This is a genomic window from Micromonospora sp. WMMD734 (assembly GCF_049178975.1).
In the GTDB taxonomy this organism is placed as follows: domain Bacteria; phylum Actinomycetota; class Actinomycetes; order Mycobacteriales; family Micromonosporaceae; genus Micromonospora; species Micromonospora wenchangensis.
Genome location: NZ_JBMHMK010000001.1, coordinates 1,538,292 through 1,550,810, shown reverse-complemented (window position 1 = coordinate 1,550,810; position 12,519 = coordinate 1,538,292). Strand labels below are relative to the sequence as shown.

11 protein-coding genes are annotated in these 12,519 nt (G+C 71.3%); 3 read left to right on the top strand and 8 right to left on the bottom strand.

Annotated elements, in window-relative coordinates:
• Window positions 1-211 precede the first annotated feature (211 nt).
• The 8 genes from ACN267_RS06315 to araB form a co-directional block, all read right to left on the bottom strand.
• Window positions 212-1,234, bottom strand: coding sequence for a LacI family DNA-binding transcriptional regulator (locus ACN267_RS06315; RefSeq protein ID WP_239485948.1), 1,023 nt, complete (start codon window positions 1,232-1,234; stop codon window positions 212-214).
• A 6-nt stretch (window positions 1,235-1,240) separates the two neighbouring features.
• Window positions 1,241-2,746 carry an L-arabinose isomerase gene (gene araA, locus ACN267_RS06310; RefSeq protein WP_204960424.1) on the bottom strand — a complete coding sequence of 502 codons (1,506 nt, stop codon included), beginning with the start codon at window positions 2,744-2,746 and terminating at the stop codon, window positions 1,241-1,243.
• A 31-nt stretch (window positions 2,747-2,777) separates the two neighbouring features.
• Window positions 2,778-3,770: a galactofuranose ABC transporter, permease protein YjfF gene (yjfF, locus tag ACN267_RS06305; RefSeq protein ID WP_204960423.1), complete on the bottom strand. Its 993-nt coding sequence runs from the start codon at window positions 3,768-3,770 to the stop codon at window positions 2,778-2,780.
• A complete protein-coding gene (locus ACN267_RS06300) occupies window positions 3,767-4,837 on the bottom strand; it encodes an ABC transporter permease (RefSeq protein WP_145919611.1) in 1,071 nt (356 codons plus the stop codon). The genes yjfF and ACN267_RS06300 overlap by 4 nt, the downstream gene beginning before the upstream one ends.
• On the bottom strand, window positions 4,834-6,381 hold the full coding sequence (locus ACN267_RS06295) for a sugar ABC transporter ATP-binding protein (RefSeq protein ID WP_204960422.1): 1,548 nt from the start codon (window positions 6,379-6,381) through the stop codon (window positions 4,834-4,836). The genes ACN267_RS06300 and ACN267_RS06295 overlap by 4 nt, the downstream gene beginning before the upstream one ends.
• Before the next feature lie 62 nt (window positions 6,382-6,443).
• A complete protein-coding gene (locus ACN267_RS06290) occupies window positions 6,444-7,457 on the bottom strand; it encodes an ABC transporter substrate-binding protein (RefSeq protein ID WP_204960421.1) in 1,014 nt (337 codons plus the stop codon).
• 166 nt (window positions 7,458-7,623) lie between these two features.
• Window positions 7,624-8,301 (bottom strand): L-ribulose-5-phosphate 4-epimerase, encoded by a 678-nt coding sequence (locus tag ACN267_RS06285; protein ID WP_088644181.1) that lies wholly within the window; start codon window positions 8,299-8,301, stop codon window positions 7,624-7,626.
• Window positions 8,298-9,995 carry a ribulokinase gene (gene araB, locus ACN267_RS06280; RefSeq protein WP_421488169.1) on the bottom strand — a complete coding sequence of 566 codons (1,698 nt, stop codon included), beginning with the start codon at window positions 9,993-9,995 and terminating at the stop codon, window positions 8,298-8,300. Before araB ends, ACN267_RS06285 begins: the two co-directional genes overlap by 4 nt.
• A gap of 380 nt (window positions 9,996-10,375) precedes the next feature.
• Here araB and manD point away from each other — a divergent pair, with 380 nt between their 5' ends.
• From manD to ACN267_RS06265, 3 genes are all read left to right on the top strand, one after another.
• A complete protein-coding gene (gene manD / locus ACN267_RS06275; RefSeq protein ID WP_421488168.1) occupies window positions 10,376-11,584 on the top strand; it encodes a D-mannonate dehydratase ManD in 1,209 nt (402 codons plus the stop codon).
• 89 nt (window positions 11,585-11,673) lie between these two features.
• Complete coding sequence (locus tag ACN267_RS06270; protein WP_204960418.1) at window positions 11,674-12,051, top strand: hypothetical protein; 378 nt, start codon at window positions 11,674-11,676, stop codon at window positions 12,049-12,051.
• Window positions 12,052-12,195: 144 nt separating this feature from the next.
• Window positions 12,196-12,492, top strand: coding sequence for a hypothetical protein (locus ACN267_RS06265; protein ID WP_204960417.1), 297 nt, complete (start codon window positions 12,196-12,198; stop codon window positions 12,490-12,492).
• The last annotated feature ends 27 nt before the right edge of the window (window positions 12,493-12,519 follow it).

The following is a 12,519-nucleotide window of genomic DNA, read 5'->3' as shown; positions in this document are numbered from 1 at the left end:
CCGACCGCCGGCACCCGCACCGGCCGTCGCCGTCCGACCCTGTCGCAGCGCACGTCACCCCGCCGTCACCGGCGGGCAGACCCGGGCCGCCGCCCGTTGACGCCACCGGGACGACCCACCGGTCCGACTCAGGGGCGGCCTGCCACCACCGGGTACGGGTCGCGGGGCGGCACCGCGCAGCCGAAGGGGCCCGCCCAGGCGGGCGGGCGGGTCAGGGCCGGCGGTTGCCGCTGCTCGCGCGGACCACGAGCTCCGGCTCGACCTGGGGGCGGGGGGTGCCCACGCCGGTGCCGTCGAAGAGTTCCAGCAGCGCCGCGACGCACCGGCGGCCGACCTCGTCGAAGTCCTGCCGCACGGTGGTCAGCGGCGGGGAGAGGTACTCGGCCTCGGGGATGTCGTCGAAGCCGACGACGCTGACGTCCTCGGGAATCCGCGCGCCCCGCTGGTGCAGGGCACGCAGCAGGCCGAGTGCCTGGTGGTCGTTGGCGCAGAACACCGCCGTCACGTCGGGGCGCTCGACCAGGGACTGCCCCAGCTCGTAGCCGGCCCGGGGGCTCCAGTCGCCGACGATGACCGGGGGCACGCGGCGGCCCGCCTGCTCCAGGGTCTGCCGCCACCCGTCGACCCGGTCCCGGGCCTCCAGCCAGTCCCGGGGGCCGGCGATGTGCCAGACCGTCTCGTGGCCGAGGTCGAGCAGGTGCCGCACCGCCAGCCGGGCCCCGGCCACCTGGTCGACGGAGATGCTCGGCAGTTCACCGCGCTCCCCGCTGGCCTCGACCACCACGGCGGGTACCCCGGTGGGCAGGCCGTGCACGGCGACCGACGCCGTCATCATCGGGGTGATGACGACGACGCCGGCCACCGACTGCTCGGTCAGCGCGTCGATGGCCGAGCGCATCCCGCTCCGGTCCAGCCGTTCCAGGGTGACGATGCTGATGCCGTACCCGGCGGCGCGGGCCGCCCGTTCGATGCCCAGCAGGGTGGCCGCCGGGCCGAACAGGATGGTGTCGAAGCTGACCACACCGATGACCCGGGAGCGCCTGCCGGCCAACCCCCGGGCCAGGGCGTTGGGCCGGTAGTTGAGCTGGTGCACGGCACGCAGCACCCGCTCCCGGGTCTCCGGCCGAACGCTCGGGTGGTTGTTGAGCACCCGGGACACGGTCTGGTGCGACACCCCGGCGAGTTGCGCGACGTCGCTCATCACCGCGGCGCGTTCGGGCCGTTGCTGGCCCATGGCGGCTCAGAAACCCCGGGCCAGGCGGTAGTAGGCCTGGTTCCAGCGCAGCTCGTCGGCGAACCGGCGGGGGGTGGTGTCGGCGTCGATGACGACCAACTCGGTGCTGACCATCTCGGCGAGGTCGTGCAGTTCCTCGACCCCGACGGCCTGGGACAGCACCGTGTGGTGCGGGGCGCCGGCGGTGAGCCAGGCCTCCGCCGACGCGGCCAGGTCCGGCCGGGGCCGCCACACCGCCCGCGCCACCGGCAGCTTCGGCAGCGGGTACGGCGGGGCGACCACGTCGATCTCGTTGGCGACCAGCCGGAACCGCTCCCCCATGTCGGCCAGGCCGAGCACCACCGCCGGGCCGGGTTGGGCGTCGAAGACCATCCGGACGGGGTCCTCCCGGCCGCCGATGCCCAGCGGGTGGATCTCGACGTTCGGGGTGGCCGCCGCGATGGTCGGGCAGACCTCCAGCATGTGCGCCCCGAGCACCAGTTCCCGGCCCGGGGTCAGGTCGTAGGTGTAGTCCTCCATGAACGAGGTGCCACCGGTGGTGCCGACGGCCATCGACTTGAGCGTGCGCACCAGCACCGAGGTCTTCCAGTCGCCCTCGCCGCCGAAGCCGTACCCGTCGGCCATCAGCCGCTGCACCGCGAGGCCGGGCAGCTGCCGCAGCCCGCCGAGGTCCTCGAAGTTGGTGGTGAAGGCGCGGAACCCGCCGGCATCGAGGAAGTCGCGCAGCCCCGCCTCGATCCGGGCGGCGTAGCGCAGCGAGTCGTGCCGGTCCCCGCCGGGGCGCAGCGTGTCGACCAGCCGGTAGCTGTCGTCGTACTCCTTGACCAGGTCGTCGATGCGGGCGTCGGCGACCGCGTCGACGGCGTCGACCAGGTCGTTGACCCCGTAGGTGTTCACCGAGACACCGAAGCGCAGCTCGGCCTCGACCTTGTCGCCCTCGGTGACCGCCACGTCGCGCATGTTGTCGCCGAAGCGGGCCAGCCGCAGCGACCGCATCTCGGCGTGCCCGATCGCGGCCCGGGTCCACGCGCCGATCCGGGCGGCCACCTTGGGGTCGCTGACGTGCCCGGCGACGGTCTTGCGGGCGACGCCGAGCCGGGTCTGGACGTACCCGAACTCCCGGTCGCCGTGGGCAGCCTGGTTGAGGTTCATGAAGTCCATGTCGATCTCGGACCAGGGCAGTTCCACGTTGGCCTGGGTGTGCAGGTGCAGCAGCGGGGTGCGCAGCGCGTCCAGCCCGGAGATCCACATCTTGGCCGGGGAGAACGTGTGCATCCAGGCGATCACCCCGACCGCGCCCTGCACGGCGGCGTCGCGGCAGACGGCGAGGATCTCGGTGCTGGAGGTCAGCACCGGCTTCCAGACCACCCGGGCCGGGACGGCCGGGTCGGCGTCGAGTCGTTCGGCGATCCGCCGGGACTGCTCGGCCACCTGGCGCAGGGTCTCCGGGCCGTACAGGCCCTGGCTGCCGGTGAGGAACCAGACCTCGGCGACCGGGGATGGGTTGGTCATGGGCGTTGCCTTCCGGTGGGGCTGGCGAGGGTTACTTGGTGCGGATGCCGACGAGGCGTTGGAGCAGGATGAACACGAACAGCAGGCCACCAATGACGATCTTGGTCCACCACGAGTTGAGGGTGCCGTCGAAGGTGATCAACGTCTGGATGATGCTGAGCACCAGCACCCCGAGCAGGGTGCCGAAGATGTAGCCGGACCCGCCGGTGAGCAGGGTGCCGCCGATGACGACCGCCGCGATCACGTCCAGCTCCATGCCCACCGCGATCAGCGGCGCGCCGGAGAGGGTGTAGAAGGAGAGCAGGATGCCGCCGATCGCCGAGCAGAGCCCGCTGATCGTGTAGACCGCGATCTTCGTACGGCCCACCGGCAGGCCCATCAGCAGCGCGGACTGCTGGTTGCCGCCGACGGCGTACACGTTGCGGCCCAGCCGGGTGTACGCCAGCACGGCCGCCGCCACGGCCACCACCGCAACGGCGATCAACGCGCCGACCGAGACGAAGTTCTCGCCGAGGTGGATGCGGTGCTGGGCGGCGCTGGTCCAGAAGCCGTCGGTGATCGGGATCGAGGTGGTGCTGATCCAGGTGCACACGCCCCGGGCGAAGAACATCCCGGCGAGCGTGACGATGAAGGGTTGGATGTCGAAGAAATGGATCACGCAGCCCATCGCGAACCCGAGGACCGGGCCGATCAGCAGCGCGATCACCAGCACCAGGGCGGGGTGCAGGCCGTTGCCCAGCAACGAGGCCGACACCATCGCGGTCATCGCCACCACCGACCCGACCGACAGGTCGATGCCGCCGGTGAGGATCACGAAGGTCATCCCGACCGCGACGACCAGCAGGAAGCCGTTGTCGATGAAGACGTTGAAGACGACCTGGATGTTGGAGAACGCCTGGTACTGCGAAACACCGATGGAATACATCACCAGCAGCAGGGCTGCGGTGGCGAGCACCGGCACGTGCCGGGGTGGCACCCGCCACCAGGCACGGCCCGGAGAAGCGGCCAACGGGGTCGTGGTCATGCCGGAACCTGCTCCTTCTCTGTGCCGACCGGCTCCACCGGCGTGACCGGGACGCTGCGCCGACGGCGGAACCGCGCCCGGAAGGCCGGGGCCTGGATGAGACAGACCACGATCACCACGACCGCCTTGAACAGCAGGGACGTCTGCGGGTCGATGTTCATGGCGTAGACCGAGGTGGTCAGGGTCTGGATGAGCAGCGCGCCGACCACGGTGCCACCGAGGTAGAACCGGCCGCCGGCCAGCGCGGTGCCGCCGATGACCACGGCCAGGATGGCGTCCAGCTCGACCCAGAGGCCCACCGCGTTACCGTCGGCGCTGGAGACGTTGGCCGTCATCATGAACCCGGCGATGGCGGCGCAGGCGGCGCTCACCACGTACACCAGGAAGGTGATCCGGCGGGAGCGGATGCCGGCCAGCCGGCTGGCCTCGGCGTTCCCGCCGACCGACTCGATGATCATGCCGAGCGCGGTACGCCGGGTCAGCACCGCCACCAGCACCGTCACCGCGAGGGCGATGACGATGGCGAACGGCAGGGTCAGCAGGTGACCGACCCCGATCACCTTGTACGGCCCGCTGTTGATGGTGATGATCTGCCCCTCGGCGATCAGCTGGGCCAGGCCCCGGCCAGCCACCATCAGGATCAGCGTGGCGATGATCGGTTGGATGCCGATGCCGGCGACCAGGATGCCGTTCCAGGCCCCGAGCAGCAGGGCCACCCCGAAGCCGAGGGCCACCGCGGTGAGCACCACGCCCAGGCTGTTCTGGTCGGGCTGCTCGCTGATGTAGAGGCAGGCGACCGCGCCGGCGACCGCCGCCACCGCGCCCACCGACAGGTCGATGCCGCCGGTGGCGATCACCAGGGACATGCCCAGGGCGACCAGGATCAGCGGCGCGCTGAGCCGGACGATGTCGATCAGGCTGCCGTAGAGGTGGCCGTTCTTCAGCTCGACCGACAGGAAACTCGGCCGGTAGATCGCGTTCGCCACCAGCAGCAGCACCAGCACCACGAGCGGCCAGAACAGCCGGTGGCCGGTGACGCCCGCAGCGCGGGCCCGTACGGTGCTCATGCCGGCACCGACCCTTCCTGGGAGCTGCCGCTGGCGATGACCTGCATGACGCGGGCGGCATCGAGGGTGTCGTCGTTGGTGAGTTCGGTGACCAGCTGCCGGTCCCGCATGACGGCGACCTTGTGGCTGAGCCGCAGCACCTCCTCCAGCTCGGCGGAGATGAACAACACCGCCATCCCGCCGTCGGACAGCTGCGCCACCAGGCGCTGGATCTCGGTCTTGGCGCCGATGTCGATGCCCCGGGTCGGTTCGTCGAGGATCAGCAGCCGGGGTTCGGTGATCAGCCAGCGGGCCAGCAGCACCTTCTGCTGGTTGCCGCCGGACAGGTTGCGCACCGGCATCTCCGGATCGGCCGGCCGGATGCTCAACGCCGTGATCCAGTGCTGGACCAGTTCGTCCTGCCGGCGGCGGGGTACCGGCCGCAGCCAGCCCCGGGCCGCCTGCATCGCCAGGATGATGTTCTCCCGCACCGACAGCTCGCCGACCAGACCCTCGGTGCGGCGGTTCTCGGAGCAGAACGCGATGTCCCGGTCGATGGCGGCCACCGGGTTACGGATCGTCACCGGGGTGCCGTCCACGGCGAGACGGCCGGCGTCGGCGCGGTCCGCGCCGAAGAACAGCCGGGCCACCTCGGTACGCCCCGAGCCGAGCAGCCCGGCCAGGCCGACCACCTCGCCCTGGTGGATGGTGAGGCTGAACGGGGCGACGGAACCGGATCGGCCGAGCCCGTCGGCCGCCACCAGCGGGGTGCCCGACTCCAGGGCCGCCCGGTCCTCGCCGCTGGTCGCCTCGTCGAGGCGTTCCAGGGCGTCCAGTTCCTTGCCGATCATCTTCTCCACCAGCGCGATCTGCGGCAGTTCGCTGGTCAGGTACTCGCCGACGAGCCGGCCGTTGCGCAGCACGGTGATCCGGTCGGCGATGGCGTAGACCTGGTCGAGGAAGTGGGTGACGAAGATGATCGCGATGCCGTCGTCACGCAACTGCCGCATGATCCGCATCAGCTGGGCCACCTCGTCGGCGTCCAGGCTGGAGGTCGGCTCGTCGAGGATCAGCACCCGGGCCCGGATGTCGACCGCGCGGGCGATAGCGACCATCTGCTGCACGGCCAGCGAGTAGTTGCCGAGCAGTTCGGTGACGTCGATGTGCAGGTCGATGCGGGCGAGCAGGTCCCTGGCCCGGCGGCGCATCTCGCGCCAGTTGACCGCGCCGAGGCGGCGCGGCTCCCGGCCGATGTAGATGTTCTCCGCCACCGACAGGTTGGGCAGGAGGTTGACCTCCTGGTAGACGGTGCTCACCCCGGCGGCGGTGGCCTGCATCGGGCCGGAGAAGGAAACCTCCGCGCCGTCGAGGGTGATGGTGCCGGAATCGGTGCCGTAGACGCCGGTCAGCACTTTGATGAGGGTTGACTTCCCGGCGCCGTTCTCGCCCATCAGGGCGTGCACCTCACCGGGGAAGAGCCGCAGGTCGACGCCGTCGAGGGCGCGGACCCCGGGGAATATCTTGCTGATCGCGGTCATCGTCAGGACCGGATGCCTCTCCGACATCCCACCGAACCTTTCGTCGGAAGCGGAGGCCGCCGCGCCGAACGCGGCGGCCTCCGGTCGGATCAGTACTTCCGGTTGGGCAGGGCCGCCTTGGCCTGCTCCTGGGTGAAGGTGGTCTCCTCGGTCTCGACCCGGGCGGGGACCTCCTCGCCGGCCTTGACCTTCTTGGCCAGGTCCATCAGCTGCGGGCCGAGCAGCGGGCTGCACTCCGCGATGAAGTTGAACTTGCCGTCGGCCAGCGCCTGCATGCCGTCCTTGACCGCGTCGATGGTGATGATGGTGATGTCCTTGCCGGGCGTCTTGCCCGCCGCGGTGATCGCCTCCAGCGCGCCCAGGCCCATGTCGTCGTTGTGCGCGAAGAGCACGTCGATCTTCGGGTTGGCCTTGAGGAACTGCTCCATGACCTGCTTGCCGCCGGCCCGGGTGAAGTCACCGCTCTGCGACGCGACGACCTTCAGGTTCGGGTTGGCGGCGATCGCCTCGGCGAAGCCCTTCTTGCGGTCGTTGGCCGGGGCCGAACCGGTGGTGCCCTGCAGCTCGACGATGTTCACCGGGCCGGCCGCGGACGCCTTCTCCTTGACCAGCCACTCGCCGGCGAGCCGGCCCTCCTTGACGAAGTCCGAGCCGATGAAGGTCTTGTAGAGGCTCTTGTCGGCCGAGTCCACGGCCCGGTCGGTCAGGATCACCGGGATCTTGGCGTCCTTGGCCTCCTTGAGCACGGTGTCCCAACCCGACTCCACCACCGGCGAGAAGGCGATCACGTCGACCTTCTGCTGGATGAAGTTGCGGATCGCCTTGATCTGGTTCTCCTGCTTGCCCTGCGCGTCGTCGAACTTCAGCTCGTAGCCGGCCTCGGTGGCCGACTCCTTGATCGAGTTGGTGTTCGCCGTGCGCCAGCCGCTCTCCGCGCCGACCTGCGAGAAGCCGATGACCAGCTTGCCGCTGCCGCCGCCGCTAGAGTCGCTGTCACCGCCGGTGTCGCTGTTGCCGCAGGCGGCGAGGCCGCCGGCCAGCAGGCCGGCGGCGAGAATCGCGCCGAGGCCGCGCCGGGTGAGGGTAATACCGGTCTTCGCCATGTGAAGACTCCTTGTACGGGGATGAGGTGGGGGATGGTGCGTGCGCGGAAGAACCGGCCGGCACGGCACGCCGGACGGACCGGACCTTCCAGGGGTGGAGCATCGGGTTGCGGTGGATCGACCGGTCCGCCGGGGCGGGCCGGTGGCGAGGACGGACGGTCGGGCGTTACGGCCCCGACTGCCCGTAGACGTTCTGGTAGCGGTCGTAGAGGGAATCGATGTCGGCCTGGGCCATCGGCACCGGGGTGCCGAGCGTCCGGGCCAGGTGGGCGGTGCGGGCCACGTCCTCGCACATCACGGCGGCCTTCACCGCGGCGCGGGCGTCCCGGCCGATGGTGAACACGCCGTGGTTGCGCATCAGCACCGCCGGTGAGCGGTGCCCGGACAGGGTCGCCACGATGCCCTTGCCGATGTCGTCCCCGCCGATGAGCGCGAACGGACCGACCGGGATCTCGCCGCCGAACTCGTCGGCCTGGGCGGTGAGGTTGCACGGGATCGCCTCGCCGCAGGCGGCCCAGGCGGTGGCGTACCCGCTGTGGGTGTGCACCACGCCGCCGACCTCGGGCATCGCCCGGTAGACGTAGGCGTGGGCGGCGGTGTCGCTGGACGGCGAGAGGTCGCCGTCGACCACGACGCCGTCGAGGTCGCAGACGATCATGTTGTCGGGCCGCAGGTCGTCGTAGGACACCCCGCTCGGCTTGATCACCATCAGCTCCCGGCCGGGCACCCGGGCCGAGACGTTGCCGGCCGTCCAGGCCACCAGGTTGTAGCGCACCAGCTCGCCGTGCAGGGTGGCCACCTGCTCGCGCAGCCGGGCCACCTCGGCGTCGAGGTCGAGGGTCATGCCGGCACCTCCAGGGGGTCGGTGGTCGGTTCGGTGGTGGGCGCGACGGACGGACGGCGGGCGGCGTTGCGGATCGCCCGCAGCCGCAGCAGCACGTCGTCGCCACCCCGGCCGAAGTGGTCGTGCAACCGGCGGTACTCGGCGTAGAGCGCGTCGTAGGCGTCGGCGCGCTCCGGGTCGGGCCGGTAGACCTCGCGGTCGACCCGGCCCATCGCCGCCGAGGCGGTCGGCACGTCGGGGTACGCTCCGGCCGCGACCGCCGCGTGGATCGCCGACCCGAGGGCCGGGCCCTGCGCCGAGCCGATGATGCCCAGCGGACGCCGGGTCACGTCGGCGTAGATCTGCATCAGCAGGCTGTTGTTGGTGAGCCCGCCGGCCACGATCAGCTCGTCGACCGGGACGCCCGCCTCGGCGAACGCCTCGATGATCATGCGGGTGCCGTATGCGGTGGACTCCAGCAGCGCGCGGTAGACGTCCGGCGGGCGGGTGGCCAGGGTGAGCCCGACGAGCACCCCGCTGAGGTCGTGGTTGACCAGCAGCGAGCGGTTGCCGTTCCACCAGTCCAGGGCGACCAGGCCGTGTGCGCCGACGGGCTGGGCCGCGGCGGCGGCGGTCAGCTCCTCGTGGGAGGCGAAGCCGGCGGGGGCGGCGTGCTTGACGTACCAGCCGAAGATGTCGCCGACGCCGCTCTGGCCGGCCTCGTAGCCCCAGGAACCGGCGCTGATCCCGCCGTCGACCACGCCGCACATGCCGGCCACCTCGGCCCGCTCGGTACCGTTGACCACGTGGCAGGTGGAGGTGCCCATGATGGCGACCAGCCGGCCGGGGGTCAGCGCCTGCGCGGCGGCGGCGGTGACGTGGGCGTCGACGTTGCCGACGGCGACCGCGATCCCCTCCGGCAGCCCGGTCCAGGCGGCGGCCTGCGCGGTGAGCCCACCGGCCCGCGCGCCGAGCTGCGCCAACGGTCCGTCGATCTTGGCGACGAAGTCGGCGAAGCCGGGGTTCAACGCGGACAGGTACGCCGGGGACGGGTAGTGGCCGTCCTGGAGCAGCCCCTTGTAGCCGGCGGTGCAGACGTTGCGGGTCTCGACGCCGCACAGCTGCCAGACGATCCAGTCGGCGGCCTCGATCCAGCGCTCGGCGCGGGCGTAGACCTCCGGGTCCTCCTCCAGCAGTTGCAGCCCCTTGGCGTACTGCCACTCGGCGGAGATCTTGCCGCCGTAACGGCCGATCCAGGACTCGCCCCGGGAGTGGGCCAGCTCGTTGATCCGGTCGGCCTGCGGCTGGGCGGCGTGGTGCTTCCACAGCTTCACCCAGGCGTGCGGGCGGGTACGCAGGTCGGGCAGCTCGCACAGCGGCGTGCCGTCGGCCAGGGTGGGCAGCACGGTGCAGGCGGTGAAGTCGATGCCGATGGCGACCACCTGGGCCGGGTCGACGCCGCTCGCGGCGAGCGCGGCGGGCACCGCCTCACGCAGCACGTCGCGGTAGTCGTCCGGGTCCTGCAACGCCCAGTCGGCCGGCAGGGGCTGGCCGTCGACGGCGAGCGTCGTCTCCATCACCGCGTGGCGGTACTCGTGCACCGCCGTGCCCAGCTCGGCGCCGTCGCCGACCCGCACCACCAGCGCCCGACCCGACAGCGTGCCGTAGTCGACGCCGACGACGTACCGGTCCTGCGGCTTCGCGCCTGCATCCATGCCGTTCTCCGTTCAATCGTTGGGGGCAAGTGTTAGCGCTCACATGGAATCCGTCAAGGCGCATCCATGTAACACTGCCGTAACCATCCTGAGCGGCCCCGGCACGGCATCCACGATCACCGCTCCGACCAGCCATCGAGCAGCCGACATACGCGGAACAGGTGAGCGGTCACATCCGTTCGGTCGGGCCGACCCTTGACACGCCTGCGCGGGCGGTTCCAGACTTCGGGGCGACCGCGCGGGCCCGGAGCCGGGCCGGACCGGCGACGACCGGTCCCCCGGCGTCGTCGCGCCCACCTGCCGTGCCCGCGCGACGGACCACGGCCCTCGTCCGCCCGAGACGGACCAGACGGCCTTCGTCGCCATCCGGAGGAGGCCGCATGAGGATCGTCGACGCCCGGGTCATCGTCACCTGTCCGGGCCGCAACTTCGTCACCCTGAAGATCGTCACCGACGAGGGCGTCACCGGCGTCGGGGACGCCACCCTCAACGGCCGGGAACTGGCCGTCGCGTCCTACCTGCGCGACCACGTCGCGCCCCTGCTGATCGGGCGCGACCCGGCCCGGATCGAGGACACCTGGCAGTACCTCTACCAGGGCGCCTACTGGCGGCGCGGACCGGTGACGATGAGCGCGATCGCCGCCGTGGACACCGCGCTGTGGGACATCAAGGGCAAGGTCGCCGGCCTGCCGGTCTACCAGCTGCTCGGCGGCCGGTCCCGCGACGGGGTCACCGTCTACGGGCACGCCAACGGCGAGACCGTCGAGGACGTGCTGGCCGAGGTCGCCCGCTACGTCGACCTCGGCTACCGGGCGGTCCGGGTGCAGTGCGGCGTGCCCGGCCTGCCGAAGACCTACGGGGTCAGCGCCGACAAGATGTTCTACGAGCCGGCCGACGCGGCCCTGCCCAGCGAGGCCACCTGGTCGACCGCGCGCTACCTGGCGCACGTCCCGACGGTCTTCGCCCGGGTACGCGACGAGTTCGGCCCCACCCTGCGGCTGCTGCACGACGTGCACCACCGGCTCAGCCCGATCGAGGCCGCCCGGCTCGGCAAGAGCCTGGAACCGTACGCGCTGACCTGGATGGAGGACCCGGTCCCCGCCGAACTGCCGGAGGGGTTCCGGCTGATCCGCCAACACACCACCACCCCGGTCGCCGTCGGCGAGGTGTTCAACACCGTCTGGGACGCCGCCCAGCTCATCCGGGAGCAGCTCATCGACTACATCCGCACCACGGTGGTGCACGCCGGCGGCATCACCCACCTGCGGCGCATCTTCGACCTGGCGGCGCTGCACCACGTGCGCAGCGGCTCGCACGGGGCCACCGACCTCTCCCCGGTCTGCATGGCCGCCGCCCTCCACCTCGACCTGGCCATCCCCAACTTCGGCCTCCAGGAGTACATGCGGCACACCGACGCCACCGACGAGGTCTTCCCGCACGGCTACCACTACGCCGACGGCTACCTGCACCCGGCGGAGACCCCCGGCCTCGGCGTGGACATCGACGAACAGGCGGCGGCCCGCTACCCGTACGCCCCGGCGTACCTGCCGGTCAACCGGCTGGAGGACGGCACCGTCCACCCCTGGTGAGCACGGGAAGGGCCGGGACGTCTGGGCATCCGACCCGCCAAGGTCTACCGTACGTACACGGATGGACACGGTGGAATGAGGTTGATGCCATGACGACAGCACGGACCGCCGCGGGCCGGGCGCGGACGGGCCGGCTCCTCGCCACGACCGTCGCGATGGCGGTCGGTGTGGCCGGTGGCCTGTCCGCCGCGACGCCGGCCCGGGCCGGCTCGAACGGGCAACAGGTCTACTTCGACTGGGGTCCCGCCTGGGGCCGCGCCACCCTTGAGGGCACCAACAACAACGGGCAGTACGTGACCTCCCCGTCGATCTACCTCGGTGCCACCGGCTACGGGGCGTTGAGCGACTGGTGGTGGAAGGGGTGGGTCACGGTGCACTTCTACTACGCCGACGGGACCAGCCGGGACAGCCGTACCTGCTGGGTACCGACCGAGCAGAGCGGTTCGGACTGGACCTCCTGCTTCTGACGGCGACCGCCGCTCCCTCCGGCAGCAGGAGACCGACCCGTGTCCCTCCAGTCGCCACCAGCCACGTCGACGCCCCGGTCAGAAGAGGTGAACATGCGGATACCGACGAGAATCGGCAGGATCGCTGTCGGTACGGCCGTCACGGTGGTCGCCGTCACGGCCGCCGCCCCGGCGGCGGTGGCCGGCTCGAACGGCCAGCAGATCGCCTTCAACTACAGCGGCCCGGCCTACGGATTCGTCTACCTGGAGGGATACAACCAGTCGGGCGACTGGGTCTACTCCCCTTCGATCCCGCTCGACTCGTCCGGCTACGGTCAGCTCTACGGGTGGTGGTGGCGCGGGTTCGTGACCGTCAACTTCTACTACTCGAACGGGACCTGGGCCCGCGGCAGCACCTGCAACGTGCCGACCGACCAGTGGGGCGACTGGACCTACTGCTGACCGGCCACCCCACCGGCCGGGCGGGGG

Coding starts and splice junctions, on each gene's coding strand:
- ACN267_RS06290 (WP_204960421.1), bottom strand. CDS start 7,457: ATGGCGAAGACCGGTATTACCCTCACCCGGCGCGGCCTCGGCGCGATT.
- ACN267_RS06270 (WP_204960418.1), top strand. CDS start 11,674: ATGACGACAGCACGGACCGCCGCGGGCCGGGCGCGGACGGGCCGGCTC.
- manD (WP_421488168.1), top strand. CDS start 10,376: ATGAGGATCGTCGACGCCCGGGTCATCGTCACCTGTCCGGGCCGCAAC.
- ACN267_RS06315 (WP_239485948.1), bottom strand. CDS start 1,234: ATGGGCCAGCAACGGCCCGAACGCGCCGCGGTGATGAGCGACGTCGCG.
- ACN267_RS06285 (WP_088644181.1), bottom strand. CDS start 8,301: ATGACCCTCGACCTCGACGCCGAGGTGGCCCGGCTGCGCGAGCAGGTG.
- araA (WP_204960424.1), bottom strand. CDS start 2,746: ATGACCAACCCATCCCCGGTCGCCGAGGTCTGGTTCCTCACCGGCAGC.
- araB (WP_421488169.1), bottom strand. CDS start 9,995: ATGGATGCAGGCGCGAAGCCGCAGGACCGGTACGTCGTCGGCGTCGAC.
- ACN267_RS06295 (WP_204960422.1), bottom strand. CDS start 6,381: ATGTCGGAGAGGCATCCGGTCCTGACGATGACCGCGATCAGCAAGATA.
- ACN267_RS06300 (WP_145919611.1), bottom strand. CDS start 4,837: ATGAGCACCGTACGGGCCCGCGCTGCGGGCGTCACCGGCCACCGGCTG.
- yjfF (WP_204960423.1), bottom strand. CDS start 3,770: ATGACCACGACCCCGTTGGCCGCTTCTCCGGGCCGTGCCTGGTGGCGG.